This is a genomic window from Pseudonocardia sp. OZ21 (genome assembly GCF_059359135.1).
In genome coordinates this window covers 233,133-255,468 of sequence record NZ_JCADBN010000008.1, presented here as the reverse complement: position 1 = coordinate 255,468, position 22,336 = coordinate 233,133, and the positions used below count along the sequence as shown (strand labels likewise).

Sequence of the window (22,336 nt, the reverse complement as noted above, 5' to 3'; positions counted from 1 at the left end):
CTTTCCTGCCTCCCGATACCCGGCGTTCTCACCTGCCTTTCAGCAGTTCGGCGGCCACGTCGGCCTGGGCGCGCCCGTCCCCCCAGACCGTGACCGACGGCGCGGGCGGCGTCCATCCGCCCGGAAATCCGACATTCATGACGACCGCGTCGGGGCGCGCGCTCCGTGCCGCGTCCAACTCCGGGGTCGGGCCGGCCACCACGACGACGAGCGGCCGCCCGGCATCGGGGAGAGCCCGCCCCGTCGTCACGTCCGGGTCGCGGCGGCGGAGCGCGGCCGCCAACCACGGCTCCCGGCGCAGGCCGGCGGCGACGTTCGCGGGGCCGGTGAGGTCGAGGACGTGCGGTCCCGGTCCGACGCGTACGTCCCCGGACACCTCGACGACCCGTCGGACGACCTCGTGGCCCAGTTGCTCCGGGGCCTCGTCCGCCGTGCCGGTGGCGCCCGGTGCCCGGCGCACCCAGTCGGCCAGCTCGGCCACCCGTCGCCCGGCCTCCGCCACCCGGCCCCGGGACAGGGTGCCGTCGGCCAGCGCGCCGAGCAGCGCGTGGCGCACCTCGAGGAAGCCGGCCTCGTCGTCGTAGCCGTTGGACGGGTTGCCGATGCACACGAGGTCGACGCCCGCGGCGACCGCCGCCACCGCACCCGGCCCGGGCCCCACGGTGCCGGCGATCGCCTGCATGTCGACGGCGTCGCTGATCACGACGCCGTCGAAGCCCAGATCGCGCCGCAGCAGGTGCAGCAGCGGAGGGCTCATCGTCGCCGGCCGGTCGTCCAGCGCAGGGAACAGCACGTGCGCGGTGAGCACGCTGCGCACCCCCGCCTCGACCGCGGCGGCGAACGGGGGCAGGTCCCGCGACCGCAGGGTGGCGAGGTCGGCGTCGACCACGGGCAACGCCCTGTGCGAGTCGACCGTGGTGGAGCCGTGGCCGGGGAAGTGCTTCGCCGCCGCGGCGGTGCCCGCGCCCTGCATCCCACGCACGAACGCCGCGGTGTGCCGGGCCACGAGGTCCGGCGTGGCCCCGAAGGACCGGATGCCGATCACCGGGTTCTCCGGCTCGGCGTTGACGTCGGCCACCGGTGCGAGAGCGAGGTCGATCCCGGCGGCCCGGCACTGCGCACCCATCGCGGCGGCCACCGCCTGCGTGACGGCGGGGTCGTCGAGCCGGCCGAGCGCCGCGGCGCCGGGCCACGACGAGCCGGTGCGGTGCTCGAGCCGGGTGACCGAGCCGCCCTCCTCGTCACTGGCCACGAGGAACCCAGGGCGCCGCCCGTGCAGCGTCCGCGTCAGTGCCGGGAAGTCCGCGCCCACGTTCGGCGCGAACACGCACACGCCGGCGAGCCCGTCGTCGGCCGCGCGGGCGAGCCAGTCCGGCACGGTCGCGCCGGTGAACCCGGGCAGCAGCACCGCGTCGACCAGCCGTCGGTCTGCGCTCACCCCTTCACCGCCCCGGCCACGAGCCCGTCGGTCAGCCGCTTCTGGGCGATCACGAAGAACACCATCACCGGGATCGTGATCAGCGTGGACCCCGCCATCAGCGCGCCCCAGTCGGTGCCGTACTGCCCGAAGAAGCGGCGCAGCCCGACGGCGACGGTGTAGTTGTCCTGGTCGGCCATGAAGGTCAGCGCGAAGATGAACTCGTTCCACGCCGTGATGAAGGAGAACACGCTCGTCGCCACCAGCCCGGGGGCCACGAGCGGCAGCAGCACCGACCAGAACATGCGTCCCCACGACGCGCCGTCGAGGTAGGCCGCCTCCTCCAGTTCGACGGGCACCGCGGCGACGAACCCCCGCAGCGTCCAGATCGCGAACGGCAGGGAGAACGCCAGGTAGACGACGACGAGCCCGACCAGGCTGTCGAGCACCCCGAGGCTTCTCGCCTGGATGAACAGCGGGATGACCAGCGCCTCCACCGGCACCATCTGGATGATCAGGATCATCACCAGCACCGAGGTGCGGAACCGGAAACGGAACCGGGACACGGCGACGGCCGCCAGCAACGCGAGCAGGGCGCCGGCGAGCACCGTGCCGAGCGCGACGAGCAGCGAGTTGGTGAGGTAGCGGCCGAACCCGCCCTCCCCGATGACGAAGGCGAAGTTGTCGAGCGTCCAGTCCTCGGGCCACAGCGACCGCGACCCGGCGTTCGCGCGCCCGTTGAAGGCCGTGGAGACCATGAGCCAGACCGGGAAGAGCGTGAAGACGAGCACCACGCCCACCCCGAGCCCGAGCAACGTGCGGCCGGCGAGGCCGCGGCGCTGGGCTCGCGGGCGGGCCCGGGGGTTCAGGAAGGCCACTTTCCTGCCCGGAGAGGGCCTGAAAGTGGGGGCCTTGGGGGTGGGGTGTGTGGGGGCTGTCTCGGGGGGCGTCATAGTTCGTCCTCCTTGAACAGCAGGCGCAGGTAGGCCACCGTGATCAGCAGCAGCAGCACCGTGAGCAGCACGGCGATCGCCGCGCCGAGCCCGTAGCGGTTCTGGGCGAACGACTCCACGTAGGACCAGGTGCCCAGGTTGAGTACGCCCCGGTTGACGCCGTCGCCGCCCGGCATCAGGTAGATCTGGGTGAACACCTTGAAGTCCCAGATCGTGGACAGCACCGTCACCACGGCGAAGACCGGCCGCAGCATCGGGAAGGTGACCGACCAGAACCGCCGCCACGCCCCGGCGCCGTCCACGATCGCCGCCTCCGTGATCTCCTGCGGCACGGTGAGCAGCCCGGCGAGCACGGTGAGCGCCACGAACGGGAAGCCGTGGTGCACCACGTTGAGTGCGGCCACGGCGTAGAAGGAGACGCGCGACGCGAACGGGTTGGCGGTGGCCGCGTCGGCGAGCCCGAGGGCGTCGAGGGCCTGGACGGCCAGCCCGTCGCCGGGGGAGAACAGGAAGACCCACACGTAGGTGCCGGTGACCGCCGGGATCGCCCACGCCAGCATGATCGCCGTGGTGACGATGCCGCGGGTGACGGGGTGCAGGCGGACCAGCAGCAGGGCCACGAGCGTGCCGACCACCACCGTCAGCGCCACCGCGACCACGGCGAACACCACCGTGTTGGGCAGCACCGTGCGCCACAGGTCGGCGTTGCCGAGCAGTTCGACGTAGTTGTCGAGGCCCACCCAGTTGGTGCGGCCCGAGACGAGCTGCCGCAGGCCGAAGTCCTGCAGCGATATCACCACGACCCGGACCAGCGGGTACAGCAGCAGCCCGCCCATCACGAGCAGCGCGGGTGCGAGCAGCAGCCAGGGCCGGATCGCCCTGGTGCCGCCGCCGCGGGAGCGTCCGGGACGCGGGCCGGCGGTGGCCGACCCGCGTCCCGGACGGGTGCGCTCCCGGAGCGTCGTCACGACGTCGGTCACGCGCCGCCGGCGAAGATCTGGTTCATCTCCGCGGCGGCGGTGGAGGTGGCCTGGTCGACGGGCGTGCCGCCCAGGATCGCGCTCATCATGGCCGGGATGGTCTTCTTGCCCTGCACCTGCCCGTAGAGAGGTGTCACCGGCACGCTGCGCCCGGCGTCGACCATCTGCTTCGCGAACGGCGCCACGAGCGGGTCGGACGACTGCGCGGCCTGCTGCAGCAGTGCCGTGGTGCCGGGGAAGAAGCTCGACTCCGAGCCCCACTTCGCCGCGAAGTCACCGGTGCTCATCAGTTGCACCAGCTGCCAGGCGAGATCCTGGTTCTGGCTGCCCTCGAAGATCGACAGGTGCGAACCGCCGAGGAACGACGGCGACAGCCCACCGGTCGGCCCGGGGATCGGGAACGCACCGATCTTGCCCTGCAGGTCCGGCGCCGCCTCGAGGATCGCCTTCGGCGTCCAGCTGCCCGAGATGATCATCGCGGACTGGCCCTTGCTGAACGAGTCCTGCAGGTCGGTCTCCTTCCACGTGGCTGCCGCGGGGGTGGAGAGCCCGTGCTTCAGTGCCAGGTCGGCGTAGAACTGGATGCCCTGGCGGGCCTGGGGCGAGTCGAGGGAGCTCGTCCAGGTGCCGCCGTTCTGGGCGGCGATCTCGCCGCCTGCTCCCCAGACGAAGGGGTAGACGCCGTACTCGTTGTCGCCCGCGATCGGGAGCGGGATCAGGTCGGGACGCGCGGCCTTGATCTTTTCGCCCGCCGCGGCGAGCTCGTCCCACGTGGTGGGCGGGGTGACGCCGGCCTCGGCGAAGACGTCCGTGCGGTAGACGATCGAGCGGACCCCCGCGTACCAGGGCATGCCGTAGAGGGCGTCACCGACGGTGCCGGCCTCCGTCAGACCGGTGACCAGGCCGTCCGCCAGTCCCGCCTCCTGCACGCGCGGAGCGAGGTCGGCCAGTGCGCCCGCCTCGCCGAACTCGCCGGTCCAGGTGGTGCCCACCTCGGCCACGTCGGGTGTGGTGCCGCCCGCGATCGAGGTGACGAACTTGTCGTGCGCCGATGCCCACGGCACGAACTGCACGTCGAGAGTGGCGCCGGTCTGGGTGCGGAAGGCCGTGGAGAGCTCGTCGAAGAAGGGGCGGGCGTCGGGGTTGGTGCCCTCCATGATCCAGACCGTCAGGGCCCGGTCACCACCGCTGTCGCCGGCGCCCCCCGCCTCATCGGCACCGGGGCCGCCGCAGCCGGCGACCGCCAGCGCCGAGACGGCGAGGAGGGTGGCGGCGGTGCGCCGCGCCCCTCGGGATGTCGACCACATGTGGTTCCCCTTCCGACGGGCACGGCAGAGCAGACCGCTCATTGAGACCAGAGGTCTAAATGTCCGAAACTGTAGCGCTCGTCACCATGGCGGCGTCAAGAGTGCGTGTCCGAATCGAGAGACGGGATCAGGACGGGAAGATGTCGACCATGATCCGGTAACGGTCGCCGCGGTATATCGACCGGACGAACTCGGCGACCCGCCCGCCGTCCACGCGGCACGTGCGCTCGAAGCAGAACGCCGGGGAGCCGGGCGGGACGCCGAGCGCGTCGGCGTCCTCCGCGCCTGCCAGTGCCGCCTCGGCGGTCTGGGTGCCGGAGGCTATGCGGTGCCCGTACCGCTCGGCCAGCAGTTCGTAGTAGGACCGGTTCTCGAGTTCGGCGCCGGTCAGTCCGGGTACCAGGTCGCCCGGGACGTGCAGGTCCTCGACGGCCATCGGTTCGCCGTCGGCGAGCCGCAGCCTGCGGACGTGCAGCACCGGAGTGCTCGGGGGGACCTCCAGCAGCGCGGCCAGCATGACGCCTGCCGGGGCCCGGCTGCTCGAGAGCGTGCGGCTGCCGGGGCGCAGCCCGCGGGCGCGCATGTCGGCGGAGAACGAGTTGGCCGAGAGCCGGTGGGCCACCTTCGCCGGGGCGACGAACGTGCCGGCCCCCTGCCTCCTGACCAGCAGGGAGTCGGCCACCATCCCGTCGACCGCGCGCCGCAGGGTCATCCGGGCCACCCCGAGGTCGCGTGCCAGGTCGCGCTCGGCGGGGAGCGGTTCGCCCGGCGCCATGGCGGCGATCAGCTCGCCGAGGCGCGCGCGCAGGCGTCGCTGCTTGTCGGTCTCACCGACCGGCGCACTCATAGCCCATTGGTACACCAGTGCGCGGGTCCTCGGGGAACGTGCCGCCCATCCGGTTGACGGCGAGATCGTGTCAGGGAGATCCTGACACGGTGGACGACTGGGTGGACCTGGCACTGACGGTGGACGTCGCCGCGGCCGCGGCCGCGGTACAGGTCGCGGCGGTGACCGAGGCGGGCCGGCAGGCCGACGCAGTGCTCGGTGAGCCGCCGGTTCCGGGCAGCGTGGAGTGGCACGCGGAGGAGGGCACCGACGCACCCGTGCGCCGTGAGCGGGCGTGGCAGCTGCTGCAGCTGCGCATCGGGCTCGGTGCCGGGATGGACCCGCTGCCCGTGCTGATCGGGCTCCGGCGCCACGGCTCCACGTGGGAAGAGATCGCCCGCGCCGCCGGGATCACCCGGCAGACCGCGCACGAGCGCTGGGCAGGCCGGGTGGCCGCGGTGCTCGAGCGGCCCTGATTCCTGCTGTCGTTCGGGTGTCGGCAGTCGCCCGCGGCGATGGAAGCGGTGCGCGACACGGTTCGTCACCGGTGGGCGTGATGCGGGACGGCAGGCTGCTGGAGCTGCGCCCGACCGAGGAGCTGTTCGACGCCCCCGGGGAGGAGTACACCAGAGAACTGCTGGCCGCCATCGCCGGGCGGCGTCGCACCCCGGCGCTGGAGGTGGGCACTCCGTGAGGTTGCCCGCAGCCGACTTGCGAGTGCGTCCTGCAGTGGGTGGCGGCTCGGTAGGTGCACGATGAAGTTGATCTGGCCGACACCGTCGTCGGCACGGGAACCGCCGGCTCGGCGCCGGCGCACACCTGCGCGGAGGTCTACGCGATGTTCCGGCCGATCTTCGGGCCGCGACGGAGGACGTTCGGTGCCGTCGTCGGCCTGAACCCTGTGGTCACGACACTGGAGGAATTCGTGGAGCGCAGCTCAGTCCCCAGCGGGAGCTCCCAGCAGGTGCTCGATCGGACGACCCCTGTGGCACCCACCGACCGGAAGGCGCAGGTATCGGCATGACGAACCGTTCCTCACCCCTGGGCGTGCTCGACCTCGCGCCCGTGCCGGCAGGCGGCACCGCGGCCGATGCGATCCGCAACACGATCGACCTCGCCAGGGCGACCGAGCGCGTCGGCTACCGCCGCTACTGGGTGGCCGAGCACCACCTGGTCACGGGCGTTGCGTCGTCGTCGACGCCGGTGCTGGTGGCACTCCTCGCGGGCGCCACCGAGCGGATCCGCGTCGGGTCCGGGGCCGTGCTCATGCCGAACACGCCGCCGCTGCTCGTCGCCGAGCAGTTCGGCACGATCGCGGCGCTGCACCCCGGACGCATCGACCTCGGGGTCGGCCGGTTCGACCTGCAGAAGGTCCTCGCGTTCCAGAAGCGCGGTGCGTCGCCCGCAGGGCCGGGTGGACCTCCCCCCGCCGAGGAGCGGGTGGTCGATGGCCTGCTGATACCGCGACCGGTCCCTCTCCGCGGTGATCTGACGCAGTTCGTGACGCTCGGCGCGATGCTCGGCATCAGCGCGGACGGCCCGCAGTCGGACTACGCGCGGGAGGTGGGCGACATCCTCTCCTACCTCGACGGCACGGCGGTGCGCTCGGACGGCGAGCCGCTGCACGTACTGCCGGCCGAGGGCGCGGACCTCGACGTCTGGGTGCTGGCCTCCAGCGGGGGCGCCAGTGCAGAAGTCGCAGCGGCGTCCGGACTGCCCCTCGCCGCCGCCTATCACGTGGCCCCGCACTCCGTGCTGGACGCCGTCGGGGCCTACCGGTCGGCGTTCAGGCCGGGAACGGGCCCGCGGGGACGGGAGCGGCCCTACGTCGCCGTCTCGGCCGACGTCGTCGTGGCGGACGACGACGCCACCGCCGAGGAGCTCGCCGCGCCCTACGCGCAATGGGTGCTCGGCATCCGGACCGGCCGCGGCGCGGAGCCGTACGTGACCCCGGAACAGGCGAGGGCCAGGACGTGGACGGACGCGGAGCGGGCCGTCGTGGCCGACCGGGTGGCCACGCAGATCGTCGGTTCACCTGCCACGGTCGCCGAGAAGCTGGAGACGCTGGCGCGCGTGACGGGGGCCGACGAGCTGGTGGTGACGACGATCACCACCGAGCACGCCGACCGGGTGCGCAGCTACGAGCTGCTCGCGAAGGTCTGGAACGCAGGATGAGCTGCGGTTCCGGCATGAACGGTGATCCAGCGACGTTGGAGTTCACATGACGAGCACCCTGTCCGACCTGGAGCGCAGCTGGACCGAATGGCACAGCCTGCGCGAGGAGGAGCTACGTGCTCCGCACGGCTGGTTGAGCCTCACCGCGCTGCACTGGCTCGCCCCTGAACCCACGGCGTTCGACGGCATCCCGGGCCTCTGGAGCGCCACTCCGGACGGTGTGGTGATCACTGCGACCGCAGCCGACGACCTCGTGGTCCGCACCGTCCGCGAGCCGCGCCGGATCGACGGGACGGTCACCCTGCACCCCGTGGACGGCCTCCCCGGCACGCTCGTGGAGGTGGGCGCCGCGGTGATCGAGGTCGTCCGGCGCACCGACACGCACGCGATCCGCGTGCGTGACCCCGAGGCCGTCACCCGCACGGCGTTCTCGGGCGTCCCGACCTTCCCGGTGGACGAGCGCTGGATGCTTCACGCCCGGTTCGAGCCGTACCCGCAGCCGCGGCCGATCACCGTGGACGCCGTGGTGGAGGGTCTCAACCACTACCTGAGCGCCGTGGGCGAGGTGCGCTTCGAGCTCGACGGGCAGGAGCACCGCCTCGTCGCGACGGGGGGAAAGGCCGGCGGTCTGTCGCTGCACTTCCGCGACGCCACGTCCGGTGACTCCACCTACGCGGGCGGCCGGATCGTGCGCACCGCCGACCCGGCGCCGGACGGGAGCCTGACCCTCGACCTCAACCGCGTGGTCAACCTGCCGTGCGCGTTCACCGACTTCGCCACCTGCCCGCTGCCGCCGGCGGGCAACGTGCTCCCGGCGGCCGTGGAGGCGGGGGAGCGCAACCCGCTGCGGCCGGACCGGGCCTAGCTCCGGGGAGCAGGCCGACCCATCCGCCTGGGTCGCCCGGCAGTGCCCCTCAGGGGCGCTGCCGGCGGCCCACAGCGGTCGGTGGCCACAGCGACCGGTCTAGCTGGACCACGCTCCGCCGGACATCGCCGCTGAGCGGGTGCGGAATCCCGCGGTGCCCGCCACGATGTCCCGCCGGATCTCCGCCTTGGTGCGGCCGGTGGTCGCGACGGTCGGGCCGAGTGCCCTGGCGATCTGCCGCAGCACCGGCACCGTGAACCGGCTGTCGTGGTGGTGCAGGTAGTCGTCGACCTCGCCGGGGGTGCCGAGGCGGTTGATCTCGTCGACGTCGCCCGCGATGTCGACGTCGGACCGCTGCCGGCGCGTGGGAGCGGTGGAACGCGTGGTGGCGGCGTGCGGCGCGCGTCGGAAGACGAGCTCGCCGCGCCCGGCGGCGAGATCGTCCAGCTGCTGCGGGGTGAGGGTCTTCACCATCTCCGTGGCCTGCTGGAGTGCGAGGGTGAAGGAGGCCGATCCGGTAGTACCTGTCATGCAGCGCTCCCCTCGAGCCTGCCGGTGAGCTCGGAGACGAAGTCCCGCAGCTCGCGGGTCTGGGCGCGGCCGGTGCCACCGAGGATCACCGGCACCCCGTGCTCGGGCGCGGGTCCGTAGACCGACTTGCTGTCCCTGATCGTGGTGGCGAAGGTCGGCACCTCCCGCGCCACGATCCGGCTGATGACGCTGCGCTGTGCCTCGATGGGGGCGCCGTCGTGGTTCTGGACCATGGTGAACACGACAGCGGCGGCCGGGCGCTGCACGGGCTGCTCCGGGGAGAACTCGTTGTACTCCTCGATGAAGGCCCTGATCTTCAGCCCGAGCGAGTCGATCCCGTTGGTCGACAGGTAGTCGGGCTTGGTGGGGATCAGCAGCAGGTCGCTCGCCGCCACGGCGTTCTTGGCGATGAGCCCGAAGTTCGGCGCGCAGTCGATCAGCACGGTGTCGTACTCGGCGAACGCCGGGTGGGCCAGCCCCTCACGCAGTCGCCCGTGCAGCTCCGCGAAGCGCTTGGGCTCTCCCAGGAGCTCCGCGGCGAGCCCGGTCTCGACGTCGGAGAGGTCGCGGTGCGCGGCGATGAGGCCGAGCGTGCCGCGGCTACGGGCGAGCTTGTCGTGGACTCGTGGTGGCGCCGACACGAGCGGTGCCGGGTTCTGCATCGCCTCCGGCGTGCCGATGTCGTCGAACCAGTGCTTGATGGTCCTGCTCGGCAGCAGGTCGGCCGTCCACTCGCTCTGGGTGAAGAACGAGACGGTCAGGCTGGCCTGCGCATCGAGGTCGACGAGTAGCACCTTCTGGCCACGGGCCGCCAGCCCGGCGCCAAGGTTGGCGGTGAGAGTGGTCTTTCCCACTCCGCCTTTATGGTTGATGATCGAAATGACCTTCACCGTTCTCCTCCCCGCATCACGCGGCGGGAACGATGCCATACCGCTCTAACCGCCCCGCCCTTAGGTCACTCCGTGTCGTGTCGCCCGTTCGGTGGGCGACGACGGGCTACTCCATGTCGCCCAGTCCATTGCGCCGACCGGAGGCTACGCCCGCAACCGTGGCCGCGTTCCCCGGTGTCGCCGGCGCGGTCGGACGAGGAACGGGTGGCCCGGGGAGCCGTCCCCGGCCGCCCGCTGAGCGTGGCGACGGGCCGGTCCCGGGTGGCCCGCTCCGCCGTCGTCGCGAACGCGAAGAGCTCCGCACAGGGCGGCGGGGTACGGGGCCGGCAGGCGCACCGATGTCCAGGTGAGAGCCCGTCCGGACCGGGCGTCGGTGCGGCGCCCCGACCCACGTCCGAGATCAGGATCGCCGTCGGGATCGGCCCGCGGGCGGGAGCACACGCCCAGCCGGTAGCCCGCGTGGGATCGGCGACGCGGTCCTCGACGTGCCTGCCGCCGCCGCCCCACTCGTCGGGGGTGCGGGAACCGGACGGGAAAGGTGCCGGGCCCGGGGAGCGGCATCCGTCGCGCCGCCCCGGCACGCCGGTCGTGGGCCGCCCGCAGAACCGGTGTGTTCACCGCTTCGCGGAACGGCCTCTGCGAGAAACCACCCGGTCGGATGACGGTTGCGTCCACGTCGTGGGATCGTGCGGATCGCAACCGCCGGGGTCACCGTGCTTCGTCCTCGTCCTGCGGGACGACCTCACGCTGCTCCGCCACATCGGCCGGGTCGGCCTCCAACGGAATCCCGTTGGGGTCGGTCACGGGGTCGATGTCGTCATCGATCGCCTGCTGCTGCTCGGCCACGTCCGCGTCCGGATCCTCGATGCCCATCGTTCACCTCTCGTGCGGTTCGGACGCGCGGAACGGCCCGGTTCCGCGCGGCGCTGCCATGGTCCACGCCATGGCGACGCCCATCATGGCCGACCGCGCCGGGCCGCCGACTCGGCCCACCGGGTCAGGCCGGAGCCGCCGTCTGGGTCGTCTGTGTCAGGATCGCGGCGGCCAGTGGCGAGATCACCGTGCGGTTGATGGTGTGGCCCATGCCGGGGATCCGGACCATCCGGGCGTGGCCCAGCGTGCGGACGAGGTGACCGGAGTGCGGCGGCGGGTACGCGGGGTCCTCGGGTGCCTCGATCACCAGCGTCGGCACGGTGACGGAAGCGAGCTCGGAGCCCCGCTCCATGCCGCTGGTGTCCATCTGGGCGTGCGCCACGACCGGGTCGTGCCTGCCGGTGTGCGCGATGACGCGCTCCTCGAGCGCGCGGAACTCCGCGGCGTCGAACGAGGTGCCGGAGCCGTTGAGGAGGCGCCAGTGCTCCACGCGCCACCGGAGCTCGCCCTCCGCGTCGCGTGGGTCGTCGAGCTCCCCCCACAGGCGCAGCAGTGCTGGGTCGGGAGCGGGCAGGTCGGGCGCGCCGGGGAACGGCAGGGCACCGGTGCAGAAGAGGGTGGCCGAGGCGAGCCGCTCGGGGTGGTCGAGCAGCATCAGCTGCACGAGCAGGCCGCCCATCGACATGCCGACGACGTGCGCCCGGGGGACGTCGAAGGCGTCCAGGACGGCGATCGCGTCGGAGGCGAGGTCGGTGATCCCGTACGGCTGCTCGTCGAAGGCGGCGGACGAGCGGCCGGTGTCCCGATGGTCGTACCGGATCACGCGGTGCCGCTCGGCGAGCAGGGCGACCAGGGCGTCCGGCCACACCAGACCGGACGATGCCGCTCCCATCACCAGGAGCAGCGGCTCGCCCGGGCGTGGCCCGGTGGGGGCGATGTCCTCGGCCCAGAGGCGGACATCCGGGGCGACATCGACGTAGCGTTCCACGGGGTCAGACTGCCTGCCGCCCGTGGTGCGTGTCGAACCGGTACACCCCGGTGGGGCGGCCACCCCTGCCGGCCCCGGCGCGAACGCCGGGTACCAGGGCATGGGAGGTCGCCTCGCGCGAGCTCCAGACCCTCCTGAGGGATCTGGAGCCGCGGTCCTACTTCAGTGCGTCGAGCAGGGCCTGGCGCTGGCGCTCGCCGAGCCCCGCAGCCCGCCGGGACGCGTCGATACCGGTCTGCTCCAGCAGCGCGGAGACCTTCGCCGGTCCGTACCCGGGAAGGCTCTTGAGCAGATCGGCCACCTTGGTCTTGCCGACGATCGTGTCGGACTTCGCGCGATCGAGGACCGCTGGGATGGTCTGCTCCCCGCGGGCGATCGAGTCGCGCAACTCCTTGCGCGCGGTGCGGGCAGCGGCTGCCTTCTTGAGGGCTTCGGCGCGCTGCTCGGGAGTGAGCGTGGGCAGTGCCATGTCGTGGTTCTCCTCTCCGTGCGGACACCTCGAACCGGATGTCCGCAGGTCATCTTCACTGCTCAGCCTGACAGAACCGCACAACGCCACGCGAATGCCCCCCTCGGTGGGGACCCCGGTGGGTCCCCCGATCGGGGGGCCTAGCCCTGGTATGGAAGGGGTTCGAGACCTCTCATTCCGGGCCGGCACCGATACAGCGCGCCTGCCCGGTCATCGGACTCGCCGGCGCCCTGTGCCGACGTGGTGATCCACAGCTCGTCCAGATCGGGCCCCCCGAACGTGCACGCCGTCGGGTGCGAGGTGGGCACCCGGACGACGACGTCGAGAGCGGCGTCGGGGGTGTACCGGTGCACGGCAGAGCCGCCGTAGAGGGCCACCCACACCCCGCCTTCCGCGTCGACGGTGAGCCCGTCCGGGGTGCCGCCCTCGACCGCGACGAACTGCTTGCGGCTGGTCACCGCGGGGGCATCAGGGTCGACCGTGAGCACGTCGACGGTGCCGGTGCCCGAATCGACGTAGTACGCGTGCGACCCGTCGGGTGACCAGCACAGGCCGTTGGAGATCGTCAGCCCGGTGAGCATGGTGGCCACCGACCCGTCGGGGGCGAGCCGGTACAGCTCGCCCCGGCCCGGTGCGGCGTCGACGTCCATCGAGCCGCACCAGAAACCGCCGGCGGGATCGCAGGCCCCGTCGTTCATCCTGATCGAGGGGTCGGACCACAGCTCGCCCAGCGAGTGGGCCACGGAGGTGCCGTCGTCGTCGAGCAGCCCGAACCCGCGGGCCAGCGCGACCACCCAGCCGCCCTGCGTGCGGGGGCGCAGCGCCGCGAGCAGGTCGCCCGTGTGCCGGCGCCGGACGGTGTCGGCACGGTCCACCGCGAGCAGGTCGCCGCGGTGCATGTCCACCGACAGCAGTTCGCCGGAGCGGGCGTCCCACACCGGACCCTCACCGTGCTCGGCTACGGCAGGTGTCACCTGTTCGGCATCGATCTCGGCGATCGTCTCGCTCACACGGGCTCCCTTGCTTCGGCGTCGTACCCCGGCGCCCAGTACATCACCGAGGTGCGTACCAGGCGCCGGGGCCGGGCTTCAGACGGTGGCGTTCTCCGCGTGGCCGTCCTGCTTCGTGGCGGTGCCCTCCTGGGTCCGGGCGGGGGCGGGCTCCTCGGGCTTCCCGTCGTCGAGCATCGAGGCCTCGTCGAACGGCTCCTTGCCGCTCAGCACGCGCTCGGCCCGCTCCCGGTCGAACTCGCCGACCCAGTTGCCGATCAGCACGGTGGCCACCGCGTTGCCCGCGAAGTTGGTGACGGCGCGCGCCTCCGACATGAACCGGTCGATCCCGACGATGAGTCCGACGCCGTCGACGAGGTCCGGGCGGTGGGAGGCCAGGCCGCCCGCGAGCGTGGCGAGGCCGGCACCGGAGACGCCGGCCGCGCCCTTGGACGCGATGATCATGAAGAGCAGCAGTGCGATCTGCTCACCGATCGACATCGGCCTGCCGAGCGCGTCGGCGATGAAGAGCGACGCCATCGTCAGGTAGATCGCGGTGCCGTCGAGGTTGAACGAGTAGCCGGTGGGGACCGTGATGCCGACGACGGGACGGGAGATGCCGACGTGCTCCATCTTGGCGATCAGCCGCGGCAGAGCCGACTCCGACGACGACGTGGAGACGATGAGCAGGAACTCCCTGCCCAGGTAGCGCAGCAGCGAGAAGATGTTGATCCCGGCGCCGAGCCGCAGCACCAGCCCGAGCACGCCGAACACGAAGATCGCGCAGGTCAGGTAGAAGGCGGCCATCATCTGGAAGAGTGCGATGACCGCCGACCAGCCGGTCTCGCCGACCACCGCGGCGATCGCGCCGAACGCTCCGATCGGGGCCGCCCACATGACCATCGCGAGCACCCGGAAGACGAGTCGCTCGACGTGCTTCACGCCGCGCAGGATCGGCTCACCGGCGCGTCCGAGTGCCTGCACACCGAAGCCGACCAGCAGCGCGACGAACAGCGTCGACAGCACGCTGTCGCCGACGAGCGGCGAGAACAGCGTGGTCGGGATGATCCCGAGGAGGAAGTCGGTGAGCGACTCGGCCTCGGGCGCCGTGTAGTGCGCGGCGCCCGCGAGCTGGAGCCCACTGCCGGGCTGGAGGATGTTGCCGACGACCAGACCGATCGCCAGCGCGAACGTGGACATCGCGAGGAAGTAGGCCAGCGCGAGTCCGCCGACCCGGCCCACCGTGGCGGCCTTACGGATGGACCCGATGCCCAGCACGATCGTGCAGAAGATGACGGGGGAGATCATCATCTTGATCAGGTTCACGAAGGCCGTACCGACGGGCTTGAGGTCCTTCCCCAGCCCGGGCGAGACGAGCCCGACGATCACACCCAGTACCACCGCGGCGATCACGGCGATGTAGAGGTAGTGGGTCCGGTCCTTCTTCTTGTGCGGTGTTTCGGTGGTAGCTGACACAGGTCCTCCGGTGGGCCGACGACGACGGCGGGCGTTGCGCGGATACCGATGCACCGGCAACCATCGCGGCGAGCATGAAGGGCGGCGTGGTGACCATCACCATTTCGTTCATTTCGTACGACGGGCGGTGACGACGGTGGCCGGGCGACCGGGCAGGTGGAGCCTGGCGGGGCAGTTGTTCGCACTGCAGGCGGCGATCGTGGCGATCGTGCTGACCGGTGTCGCCGTGGCCGCCTATCTCCAGTTCGACGAGACGAACCGCGACTCGACCGCCGAGGAGATGCTCGGCGTGGCGCACACCCTCGCCGCGGCGCCGGACGTGCGCGCGGCCCTGCAGGACCCCGACCCCGTGGCCGTGCTGCAGCCGCTCGCCGAGCGCGTCCGCATGGACACGGCCACCGACTTCGTCGTGGTCATGCGCGTGGACGGCACCCGCCTGTCGCACCCCAACCCGGCGGAGATCGGGCGCACCTTCCAGGGGACGATCGGGCCGGCGCTACGCGGCGAGCAGCACTTCACCGAGACCTACACGGGCACGCTCGGGCCGTCGGTGCGCGCGGTCGTCCCCGTCCTGGACGGAGGGCGGGTGGTGGGGCTGGTGTCGGTGGGCCGCACCGTCGAGGCGGTGTCGCGGGAGCTGGAGCGGCAGATGCCGCTGTTCGTCGGCGCCGCTGTCGTCGCCCTGCTGCTGGCCGCCGGCGGGTCCTGGCTCGTGAGCCGATGGCTGCGGCGCAGCACGCACGACCTCGGGCCGGCCGAGCTCGCCCGCATGTACGAGTACTACGACGCGGTGCTGCACGCCGTGCGCGAGGGGCTGCTGCTGCTGGACCGCTCCGGGCGGATCCAGCTGGTCAACGACGAGGCGCGGCGGCTGCTGGCGCTGGCGCCCGACGTGCAGGGCCGCCGGGTCGACGAGGTCGGCCTGCCAGCAGAGCTCGGGGCCGCGCTGGCAGGCGGCGAGGCGCGTGACGACGAGATCCACCTCACCGCCGACAGGATCGTGGTGGTGAGCCAGGGAGCTGCCCGGTGGGCCGGTAGGCACCTCGGCACGGTGGTGACGTTGCGGGACCACACCGAGCTGCGCGCGCTGGTCAGCGAGCTGCAGACGATCCGGGGTTTCGCCGACTCGCTCAGTGCTCAGGCCCATGAGGCGGCCAACCAGCTGCACACGGTGATCTCGCTGATCGAGCTCGGACGGCCGGACGAGGCGCTCGAGTTCGCGACCACCGAGCTCGCGGTGTCCCAGCAGCTCACCGACGCCGTGCTGGCCGGGATCGCCGTGCCGGAGCTGGCGGCCCTCGTGGTCGGCAAGGCGGCGGAGGCGGGGGAGCGGGGCGTGGCGCTGCAGGTGGCGGAGGGGACCTTCGTCCCGGCAGGCGTCGCCGATCCGCGCGATCTCGTCACGATCGTGGGCAACCTGCTCGACAACGCCATCGACGCCGCCGAGGACGCTCCGGCGCCCCGCTGGGTCCGGATCTCCGGCGGGGTCGCCGACGATGCCGTGGAGCTGCGGGTGGCCGACAGCGGCCCCGGGATCGCCGCGGCCGACGCCGAGCGGGCGTTCGCGCGGGGATGGAGCACGAAACCGCACGAGGGGCTGGGCCGTGGTCTCGGACTCGCCCTCGCGCGGCAGGCGGCCCGGCGCCACGGCGGTCGGGTGGAGCTGGCCGCCGCGGCCGACGTGAGCGTCGCCGGTGCGCGTGGCGCGGAGTTCGCCGTGTGCCTGCCCTTGGTGCGGGCATGATCCGCACGCTGATCGTCGAGGACGACCCGATCGCCGCCGCCGCCCACGCCAGCTACGTGGGTCGTGTCCGCGGCTTCGAGGTCACGGGCAGCGCGGGCTCGGGCGCGGAGGCCCTGCGGCTGCTGAACGCGCGGGCGGTCGACCTCGTCCTGCTGGACGTCCACCTGCCCGACACCAGCGGGCTGGAGGTGCTGCGCCGGATGCGGGCGGCGGGCCACACCACCGACGTCATCATGGTCACGCGCGCGCGGGACCTCGCCGTCGTGCAGGCGGCGATCTCCTTCGGCGCCACGCAGTACCTGGTGAAGCCGTTCACGTTCAGCGCGGTGCGCACGAAGCTGGAGGGCTATCTCGGGTACCGGTCGCGGCTGGGCAGCGGCCCGATGGTCGCCCAGGAGGACGTGGACGACCTGTTCCGCACGTTGCGGGCGCCCGCGGAGGCCGGTGGCCTCCCGAAGGGCGTGAGCCGGGAGTCCCTCGATGCCGTGGCCCGCACGCTGGCCGCCGCGGGAGGCACGGGGCTCACCGCGGCCGAGGTGGCCGGGACGGTCGGGACGTCCCGCGTGACGGCGCGGCGCTACCTGGAGTACCTGGCCGAGACGGGTCTCGTCGAGCGCCGCTCCCGCTACGGGGCCACCGGCCGACCGCAGGCGGAGTACCGCTGGCGCCCCACCGGAACGCCGGGAGCGGCCGTGCCCGGTGAGGCGGTGCCCTGACCGACCTACGGCGTCGCCTCGCCGTCGGGGTCAGCCGCCGCAGGCCTGGGTGAGCGACTCCGGCTGCGCGGAGTCCGGAGCCGCTGATGTGGTGGGGCTGCTGCTGCCGCTCGACCGGCCCTTGGTCGTGGTCGGGGCGGCCGCGAGGGTGGGCGCGGCGCTCGGGGCGGGCGGCGGCGGGGGCCGGTTGATCGAGTTCTGCACGACCTCGCGCATGTACTCGAAGTCGGGGGAGAGGGTGTCGAACTTGCCGTTCTTCGTGTTCGGGTCGGGCAGGTTCGGGTCGAACGACACGCTCTCCAGCGACACGTTGCCCCCACCGGCGAGCTTCACCAGTGCGGGCAGCACCTGCTGCGGGATGTTGGTGGACACGTTGCGCGTGGCGACCGCGGCGATGGCCTGGAAGTTCGTGAGGACGTCGGTGGGGCTCTTCTGCTGGAGGAGGTTGCTGAGCAGGCAGCGCTGGCGGCCCATCCGGCTGTAGTCGTCGGAGTTGCGCCGCGACCGCGCGAACCACAGCGCCTGCTCGCCGTCGAGGTGCTGCACGCCCGCCGGGACGTAGCCGTCGGGTCTGACGTGGCGACCGTCGGGCAGGACACCGCCGATCGGCAGCGGCTCCGGGCCGACGTCGACGGTGATGCCGCCGACGGCGTCGATGATCGAGGCGAAACCGGCCATGTTGACCTCGACGTAGTAGTCCAGCTGCAGCCCGAGCATGTAGGAGACGGTCTGGTTCAGCATGTTGAGCCCGGGGTCGGCCGTCGGACCGGACGGGGCGAGGGCGGGGTACTCGAGGGCGTAGGCGTACACGGCGTTCAGGAGGTAGTTGCCCGACAGGGGCTCGGCCTTGTCGAAGAAGCCCTTGGGGAACTTCTCCGCCATGGGCGACCCCGGCGGGAACTGGGCGTGGCCGATGTTGCGTGGCAGCGAGAAGAGCGTGGTGCGGCTGGTACGCGTGTCGATGCTCGCCACCATCATGGTGTCGGTGCGCGTACCGGAGCGGTCCGGTCCGGCGTCGCTCCCGACCAGCAGGATGTTGAGGCGCGGCTTGGCGATGGCCTCCGCCGCGGCGGTGCCGCCACCGCCGGTGAACAGCGTGTCGAGCAGGTTGCGCTGCGAGTTGGCCAGGTTGGCCCCGAAGCCGAACGGCGCGGCGACCACCATGCAGAGCGCGGTGACCACCACGACACCGAGCGTCTGCCGGCCCACGTCCAGCTTCCGGGGGCGGGCCAGCAGGTAGGTGTGGACGATGACGGCCATCCAGGCCAGCGCGGCCACGACACAGCCGACCACGACCACCGTCAGAACGCTGGTGGAGAGCAGGTTCTCGAGGAGTTCGGAGCGCCGCGCGCTCAATCCGAGCGCCGCGAGGGCGACGAGGAGCAGCAGGAACACGCCGAGGATCAGGGCGCCGGTGCGCTGCCTGCGGAGAATGAGGTGGCCCGAGCCCGGAGCCACAGTGGCCGCGGCCGTGGCGAGCAGAGCCCGGCCGAGCGTGCGCGGCTGACGCGCGGAGCTGCCCCGGCGCCCCGTCGCTCCTCTGGACCGGGTGGCGCCCGTGGCGCTGCCGGCCGGGACCCTCGTCGGGGAGACCCGCGGCGACCCGGTCTTCGCCGAGGAGCCGGCCGCAGCGGCGCCCGCCCTCGTGGCGGGGATCATCGTGGTGTCTGACTTCATGGTCGGCGTCGACCGGGCCGCCTTCGTGGCGGCGCCTGCCCGGCCGGTGGGGGTCCGCGGACCCGGAGTCCGGGACGGAGGTGCCGTCGGTGGGGGAGCCTTGACGGGGGGCGCTGGTCTGCGCGAGTCGGGCGACACCCGGGGCACGGGCCGGGTGGGTGATTCGGTGTCGTGGGACCGTTCGGGCCGCTGTGGCCGCACGGGACGGGCGGGGACGTCCGCGGAGCGCGTCACCCGTCCGGGGGGCTCCAGCTTCCGGGGCGGGACCGGCGGTTGCTGGTCGCGTTCGCTGCGCCGTGACCACGGCTGCTGGGGGGGCATCGCGCGTCCTCCGCCCCCGGGGGTGCGCCGGCCGTCGTCATTCACCGTGCCCACTCCCTGCATCCGTATGAATAGGGAACAACCAGGACTCGCCGGTGAGCCCGCCGGAGCCTACTGGTAGTGACGAAACGCTCCGCGGCGCACCTCGCAAGGCGGGAATTAGGCCAGTTCATCCCCCGTTGTGGTGAGTTTCCTAGTCGCTCCGGTAGTCGCTCGGACGGGCACCGCCAGCCGGACGACGAGTCCGACAATGCCGTCCGGATGGACGGAACAACTCACGACGATACTTATCGGATTCCCGGTGCGACCACGGGCCGGGCCTCGTCCCCTCTCCTGCCGCGTCCAGCTTGACCCCGTGACCCCTCCCGCGCTGGACTGACGCCGTGCCCGATCAGCGCAGCAGCGTGGCGGCCGTCGTCCTGGCCGGGGGCAGTGGCACCCGCGTCGGCGGCGACGGCAACAAGGTGTTCCTGCCCGTCGCGGGACGCACCATGATCACGCTGTCCCTCACCACCTTCTCGGCTCTGCCCGAGATCGGCCCGGTCGTCCTCGTCGTGCGCCGGGAGGACGTCGGCCTCGTCGCCGGCGTGCTCGACCGCGAGATGGACCACGAGGTGGAGGTCGTGACCGGCGGGTCGACCCGGCAGGAGTCCGAGCTCGCAGGGCTTCGGCGACTGGCGGACCGGATCCACGCCGGGAGCATCGACACGGTGCTCATCCACGACGGCGCTCGCCCGTTCGCCGGCCCCTCGCTCGTCCGGGAGGTGCTGCGGGTGGCCCGGGAGAGCGGTGGCGCGGTGCCGGGGCTCCCGCGCGACGACCTCGCGGCGGAGGGTCCGGGTGGCAGCGGGATCGGGGGTCCGGCGCCGGAGGGGCTCGTGGCGGTGCAGACACCGCAGGGTTTCTCCGCGGCGCCGTTGCTCGCGGCCTACGAGCAGGCCTCCAGTGACGGGTTCGCCGGCACCGACACCGCGTCCTGCATCCAGCGCTTCGCCCCGACGGTGCCGATCCGGTGGGTCGAGGGGGAGGCCCGCAACTTCAAGATCACCTACCCGCACGACCTGGTCGTCGCGGATGCGGTGGCGCGCCGTGCCCGGAAGGTGTGACGGTCGTCCTGTCCGAGGTTGTTCGCTGAGCGAACGGGTACCCGCTGACGGGATCCGAATCTTCGGATCGGGCAGCAGGAGGTATGGGGTGCGTTTCGACGACGCGCAGGTGTCGGTTGAGGTCCGGGGGTCGCGGCTCTCGGTGGTGCGGATGGCGGGGGTGCTCGACCCGGTGACGGTGGCCAGGCTGGCCACCGTGGCAGCCGCGCAGATGGCCCGCTGCACGGGGCACATCGTGGTCGACCTGGGGGAGGTGCGCTTCTTCGGTACGGACGACCTGGAGGCGCTGGCCACCGTCGACGACGCGGCGAGCGCCGCCGGACTCCGGCTGCACCTCGCCGGGATCGCGGGCCGCGAAGGGATGCTGCCCGCCGGCATCGCCGCGGCACTCGCCCGGTTCTCGATGTTCCCGACGGTGGAGCACGCGGAGCGCGAACTGATCGGCAGGGTGCCCGCCGTGGCCACCACGAGCAGCCCGCGCAGCAGTTCCGTCTGGCCCTGCTCGCCGATCGTCGTCACCGACGGCGTCCGCGGAGCCCGGACGGGGACGGTCCGCAGCGGCTGACGAGCCCACCATCACCTGACGGCCCGCCCGGCGGTGCGGTCAGGGCAGCTGGGCTAGCGCCCGGGAGATGGCGCGTGCGCTGGTGCGCACCAATGGCGCCAGCGTGTGGGGCTGCACGCTCCCGTGGCGGACGACGAGCGAGACCGCCGCGACGACGTTGCCGCGCACGTCGTGCACGGGGGCGGCCACCGACAGCGCGTCCATCGTGACCTGCCGGTCGCTCACCGAGAACCCGGACTTCCGGATGTCGGCGAGCATGTGACGCAGCACGGTGGGGTCGGTGATGGTGAGCGGCGTGAACCGGTGGAACGGGCCGGCCAGCACCTCCTCCTGTGTCTCGGGAGGCGCGTGGGCGAGCAGCACCAGCCCGACGCCGGTGGCGGTGAGCGCGAACCGGGCACCCACGCGGGTGAGCACAGGTACCGCGCCCGTGCCGGCGATGCGCTCCACGAACACCAGTTCGCTGCCCTCCCGGACGGCGAGTTGCACGTTCTCCCGCGTGATCTGAGACAGGTCCTCGAGGAACGGCAGCGCGCGCTCGCGCAGGCCCTGACCGCGCGGGGCCAGGGCCCCCACCTCCCACAGGCGTAGCCCGACGCGGTAGGCCCCGTCGTCGCCGCGCTCCAGAGCGCCCCAGTCCACGAGGCCGGCCAGCAGCCGGTGGACCGTGGAGACGGGCAGGTGGGTGCGCCGCGCCAGCTCGCTCAACGTCATGGCGGGGTGGTCGGCCGAGAAGGCGCCGAGGATCTGCAGCGCGCGGGCCAGCACCGGGCCGGTGCCCGCGGCGCGGGACGCGGTCATCGGACGCTCCGAGGTCTGCTGCGCGGGGGATCATGCCGATCGTGTGGCGCGGACACTACCGGGTCAGATGACGCTCGGGCTGCCGCCCGCCGCCCGGAAACAGCTGACCGGCACGGGTCGGCGGAACCGGACATAGGTCACGAACTAGCCTCCTGGCGACCGGAGGAGGAAGCCATGGACACCATCCACCACGAGGTGTGGATCAACGCCGACCGCAAGTCGGTCTTCGAGGCGATCACCGCCAAGGACGGCCTCGACGCCTGGTGGGGGAGAGCCGTGGCGGCGGCGCCGGAGATCGGGTCACTCGTCGAGTTCGACCACGGCCTCGGTGACCTGCTGCGGATGCGGATCACGGACCTCGTCCCCGGCGAGCGGGTGGAGTGGGAGTCCGTCTCCGACTTCTCCGACCCCACGAACCCGGCGTCCGACTGGCTGGGCCACCGGCTCTCCTTCGAACTGCGCACCGAGCGGCGCGACGGCGTCGGCCCCTTGCTCGAGGCGCTCGTCACGGGCGAGGAGTTCACCGTCCTGGAGTTCCGCCACGCGGGCTGGGCGAAGGACTCCCGCTGGTATGCCTTCTGCAACTGCGCATGGGGCGAGACGCTGGGCGGCGGCCTCAAGAACCACTGCGAGTAACCCTCGCCCCGCGCCGCGTCCTGGTTCAGGA

24 protein-coding genes are annotated in these 22,336 nt (G+C 72.5%); 10 read left to right on the top strand and 14 right to left on the bottom strand.

The window, feature by feature from the left end; all coding sequences use genetic code 11:
• Nucleotides 1-28: 28 nt before the first annotated feature.
• The 5 genes from AC5L35_RS20265 to AC5L35_RS20245 form a co-directional block, all read right to left on the bottom strand.
• Nucleotides 29-1,438: a glycoside hydrolase family 3 protein gene (locus AC5L35_RS20265; protein ID WP_495061223.1), complete on the bottom strand. Its 1,410-nt coding sequence runs from the start codon at nucleotides 1,436-1,438 to the stop codon at nucleotides 29-31.
• On the bottom strand, nucleotides 1,435-2,295 hold the full coding sequence (locus AC5L35_RS20260) for a carbohydrate ABC transporter permease (RefSeq protein ID WP_495061222.1): 861 nt from the start codon (nucleotides 2,293-2,295) through the stop codon (nucleotides 1,435-1,437). Before AC5L35_RS20260 ends, AC5L35_RS20265 begins: the two co-directional genes overlap by 4 nt.
• Nucleotides 2,296-2,366: 71 nt before the next feature.
• Nucleotides 2,367-3,350: a carbohydrate ABC transporter permease gene (locus AC5L35_RS20255; RefSeq protein ID WP_495061221.1), complete on the bottom strand. Its 984-nt coding sequence runs from the start codon at nucleotides 3,348-3,350 to the stop codon at nucleotides 2,367-2,369.
• Nucleotides 3,347-4,657, bottom strand: coding sequence for a sugar ABC transporter substrate-binding protein (locus AC5L35_RS20250; protein ID WP_495061220.1), 1,311 nt, complete (start codon nucleotides 4,655-4,657; stop codon nucleotides 3,347-3,349). Before AC5L35_RS20250 ends, AC5L35_RS20255 begins: the two co-directional genes overlap by 4 nt.
• A gap of 127 nt (nucleotides 4,658-4,784) precedes the next feature.
• Nucleotides 4,785-5,504, bottom strand: coding sequence for a GntR family transcriptional regulator (locus AC5L35_RS20245; RefSeq protein ID WP_495061219.1), 720 nt, complete (start codon nucleotides 5,502-5,504; stop codon nucleotides 4,785-4,787).
• A gap of 89 nt (nucleotides 5,505-5,593) precedes the next feature.
• Here AC5L35_RS20245 and AC5L35_RS20240 point away from each other — a divergent pair, with 89 nt between their 5' ends.
• The 5 genes from AC5L35_RS20240 (at nucleotide 5,594) to AC5L35_RS20220 (ending at nucleotide 8,523) form a co-directional block, all read left to right on the top strand.
• Nucleotides 5,594-5,959: a hypothetical protein gene (locus AC5L35_RS20240; protein WP_495061218.1), complete on the top strand. Its 366-nt coding sequence runs from the start codon at nucleotides 5,594-5,596 to the stop codon at nucleotides 5,957-5,959.
• 71 nt (nucleotides 5,960-6,030) lie between these two features.
• Nucleotides 6,031-6,177, top strand: a complete 147-nt coding sequence (locus AC5L35_RS20235; protein WP_495061217.1) for a hypothetical protein — start codon at nucleotides 6,031-6,033, stop codon at nucleotides 6,175-6,177.
• A 54-nt stretch (nucleotides 6,178-6,231) separates the two neighbouring features.
• Nucleotides 6,232-6,507, top strand: coding sequence for a hypothetical protein (locus tag AC5L35_RS20230; RefSeq protein WP_495061216.1), 276 nt, complete (start codon nucleotides 6,232-6,234; stop codon nucleotides 6,505-6,507).
• Nucleotides 6,504-7,658 (top strand): LLM class flavin-dependent oxidoreductase, encoded by a 1,155-nt coding sequence (locus AC5L35_RS20225; RefSeq protein ID WP_495061215.1) that lies wholly within the window; start codon nucleotides 6,504-6,506, stop codon nucleotides 7,656-7,658. The genes AC5L35_RS20230 and AC5L35_RS20225 overlap by 4 nt, the downstream gene beginning before the upstream one ends.
• A 46-nt stretch (nucleotides 7,659-7,704) precedes the next feature.
• Entirely contained in the window at nucleotides 7,705-8,523 is an 819-nt protein-coding gene (locus tag AC5L35_RS20220; protein WP_495061214.1) for a DUF1684 domain-containing protein, read from the top strand.
• A 99-nt stretch (nucleotides 8,524-8,622) separates the two neighbouring features.
• Here the strand turns inward: AC5L35_RS20220 and AC5L35_RS20215 are convergent, their stop codons facing one another.
• The 7 genes from AC5L35_RS20215 to AC5L35_RS20185 form a co-directional block, all read right to left on the bottom strand.
• Nucleotides 8,623-9,054 (bottom strand): hypothetical protein, encoded by a 432-nt coding sequence (locus tag AC5L35_RS20215; RefSeq protein ID WP_495061213.1) that lies wholly within the window; start codon nucleotides 9,052-9,054, stop codon nucleotides 8,623-8,625.
• Nucleotides 9,051-9,983: a ParA family protein gene (locus AC5L35_RS20210; RefSeq protein ID WP_495061212.1), complete on the bottom strand. Its 933-nt coding sequence runs from the start codon at nucleotides 9,981-9,983 to the stop codon at nucleotides 9,051-9,053. Before AC5L35_RS20210 ends, AC5L35_RS20215 begins: the two co-directional genes overlap by 4 nt.
• A 669-nt stretch (nucleotides 9,984-10,652) precedes the next feature.
• Entirely contained in the window at nucleotides 10,653-10,817 is a 165-nt protein-coding gene (locus AC5L35_RS20205) for a hypothetical protein (RefSeq protein ID WP_495061211.1), read from the bottom strand.
• A 124-nt stretch (nucleotides 10,818-10,941) separates the two neighbouring features.
• Nucleotides 10,942-11,805 (bottom strand): alpha/beta fold hydrolase, encoded by an 864-nt coding sequence (locus tag AC5L35_RS20200; protein WP_495061210.1) that lies wholly within the window; start codon nucleotides 11,803-11,805, stop codon nucleotides 10,942-10,944.
• Between the two features lie 157 nt (nucleotides 11,806-11,962).
• Complete coding sequence (mihF, locus tag AC5L35_RS20195) at nucleotides 11,963-12,274, bottom strand: integration host factor, actinobacterial type (protein WP_169395071.1); 312 nt, start codon at nucleotides 12,272-12,274, stop codon at nucleotides 11,963-11,965.
• Nucleotides 12,275-12,414: 140 nt separating this feature from the next.
• A complete protein-coding gene (locus tag AC5L35_RS20190; protein ID WP_495061209.1) occupies nucleotides 12,415-13,284 on the bottom strand; it encodes an SMP-30/gluconolactonase/LRE family protein in 870 nt (289 codons plus the stop codon).
• A 78-nt stretch (nucleotides 13,285-13,362) separates the two neighbouring features.
• Nucleotides 13,363-14,739 (bottom strand): cation:dicarboxylate symporter family transporter, encoded by a 1,377-nt coding sequence (locus AC5L35_RS20185; protein WP_495061208.1) that lies wholly within the window; start codon nucleotides 14,737-14,739, stop codon nucleotides 13,363-13,365.
• Between the two features lie 136 nt (nucleotides 14,740-14,875).
• Here AC5L35_RS20185 and AC5L35_RS20180 point away from each other — a divergent pair, with 136 nt between their 5' ends.
• Entirely contained in the window at nucleotides 14,876-16,483 is a 1,608-nt protein-coding gene (locus AC5L35_RS20180) for a sensor histidine kinase (RefSeq protein WP_495061207.1), read from the top strand.
• Complete coding sequence (locus AC5L35_RS20175; protein ID WP_495061206.1) at nucleotides 16,480-17,199, top strand: response regulator; 720 nt, start codon at nucleotides 16,480-16,482, stop codon at nucleotides 17,197-17,199. The genes AC5L35_RS20180 and AC5L35_RS20175 overlap by 4 nt, the downstream gene beginning before the upstream one ends.
• A gap of 30 nt (nucleotides 17,200-17,229) precedes the next feature.
• Here the strand turns inward: AC5L35_RS20175 and AC5L35_RS20170 are convergent, their stop codons facing one another.
• Nucleotides 17,230-18,876: an LCP family protein gene (locus tag AC5L35_RS20170; protein WP_495061205.1), complete on the bottom strand. Its 1,647-nt coding sequence runs from the start codon at nucleotides 18,874-18,876 to the stop codon at nucleotides 17,230-17,232.
• Nucleotides 18,877-19,580: 704 nt separating this feature from the next.
• Between AC5L35_RS20170 and AC5L35_RS20165 the strand changes: the two genes are divergently transcribed.
• Both AC5L35_RS20165 and AC5L35_RS20160 read left to right on the top strand, forming a co-directional pair.
• On the top strand, nucleotides 19,581-20,303 hold the full coding sequence (locus AC5L35_RS20165; protein WP_495061204.1) for an IspD/TarI family cytidylyltransferase: 723 nt from the start codon (nucleotides 19,581-19,583) through the stop codon (nucleotides 20,301-20,303).
• 88 nt (nucleotides 20,304-20,391) lie between these two features.
• Nucleotides 20,392-20,868 carry an STAS domain-containing protein gene (locus tag AC5L35_RS20160; RefSeq protein WP_495061203.1) on the top strand — a complete coding sequence of 159 codons (477 nt, stop codon included), beginning with the start codon at nucleotides 20,392-20,394 and terminating at the stop codon, nucleotides 20,866-20,868.
• 39 nt (nucleotides 20,869-20,907) lie between these two features.
• Here AC5L35_RS20160 and AC5L35_RS20155 read toward each other — a convergent pair whose 3' ends face one another.
• Nucleotides 20,908-21,669: an IclR family transcriptional regulator gene (locus AC5L35_RS20155; protein WP_495061202.1), complete on the bottom strand. Its 762-nt coding sequence runs from the start codon at nucleotides 21,667-21,669 to the stop codon at nucleotides 20,908-20,910.
• A 174-nt stretch (nucleotides 21,670-21,843) separates the two neighbouring features.
• Between AC5L35_RS20155 and AC5L35_RS20150 the strand changes: the two genes are divergently transcribed.
• Entirely contained in the window at nucleotides 21,844-22,305 is a 462-nt protein-coding gene (locus tag AC5L35_RS20150) for an SRPBCC family protein (protein WP_495061201.1), read from the top strand.
• Nucleotides 22,306-22,336 lie beyond the last annotated feature (31 nt).

Coding starts and splice junctions, on each gene's coding strand:
- AC5L35_RS20250 (WP_495061220.1), bottom strand. CDS start 4,657: ATGTGGTCGACATCCCGAGGGGCGCGGCGCACCGCCGCCACCCTCCTC.
- AC5L35_RS20245 (WP_495061219.1), bottom strand. CDS start 5,504: ATGAGTGCGCCGGTCGGTGAGACCGACAAGCAGCGACGCCTGCGCGCG.
- AC5L35_RS20225 (WP_495061215.1), top strand. CDS start 6,504: ATGACGAACCGTTCCTCACCCCTGGGCGTGCTCGACCTCGCGCCCGTG.
- AC5L35_RS20220 (WP_495061214.1), top strand. CDS start 7,705: ATGACGAGCACCCTGTCCGACCTGGAGCGCAGCTGGACCGAATGGCAC.
- AC5L35_RS20215 (WP_495061213.1), bottom strand. CDS start 9,054: ATGACAGGTACTACCGGATCGGCCTCCTTCACCCTCGCACTCCAGCAG.
- AC5L35_RS20210 (WP_495061212.1), bottom strand. CDS start 9,983: ATGGCATCGTTCCCGCCGCGTGATGCGGGGAGGAGAACGGTGAAGGTC.
- AC5L35_RS20205 (WP_495061211.1), bottom strand. CDS start 10,817: ATGGGCATCGAGGATCCGGACGCGGACGTGGCCGAGCAGCAGCAGGCG.
- mihF (WP_169395071.1), bottom strand. CDS start 12,274: ATGGCACTGCCCACGCTCACTCCCGAGCAGCGCGCCGAAGCCCTCAAG.
- AC5L35_RS20175 (WP_495061206.1), top strand. CDS start 16,480: ATGATCCGCACGCTGATCGTCGAGGACGACCCGATCGCCGCCGCCGCC.
- AC5L35_RS20170 (WP_495061205.1), bottom strand. CDS start 18,876: ATGAAGTCAGACACCACGATGATCCCCGCCACGAGGGCGGGCGCCGCT.
- AC5L35_RS20155 (WP_495061202.1), bottom strand. CDS start 21,669: ATGACCGCGTCCCGCGCCGCGGGCACCGGCCCGGTGCTGGCCCGCGCG.
- AC5L35_RS20150 (WP_495061201.1), top strand. CDS start 21,844: ATGGACACCATCCACCACGAGGTGTGGATCAACGCCGACCGCAAGTCG.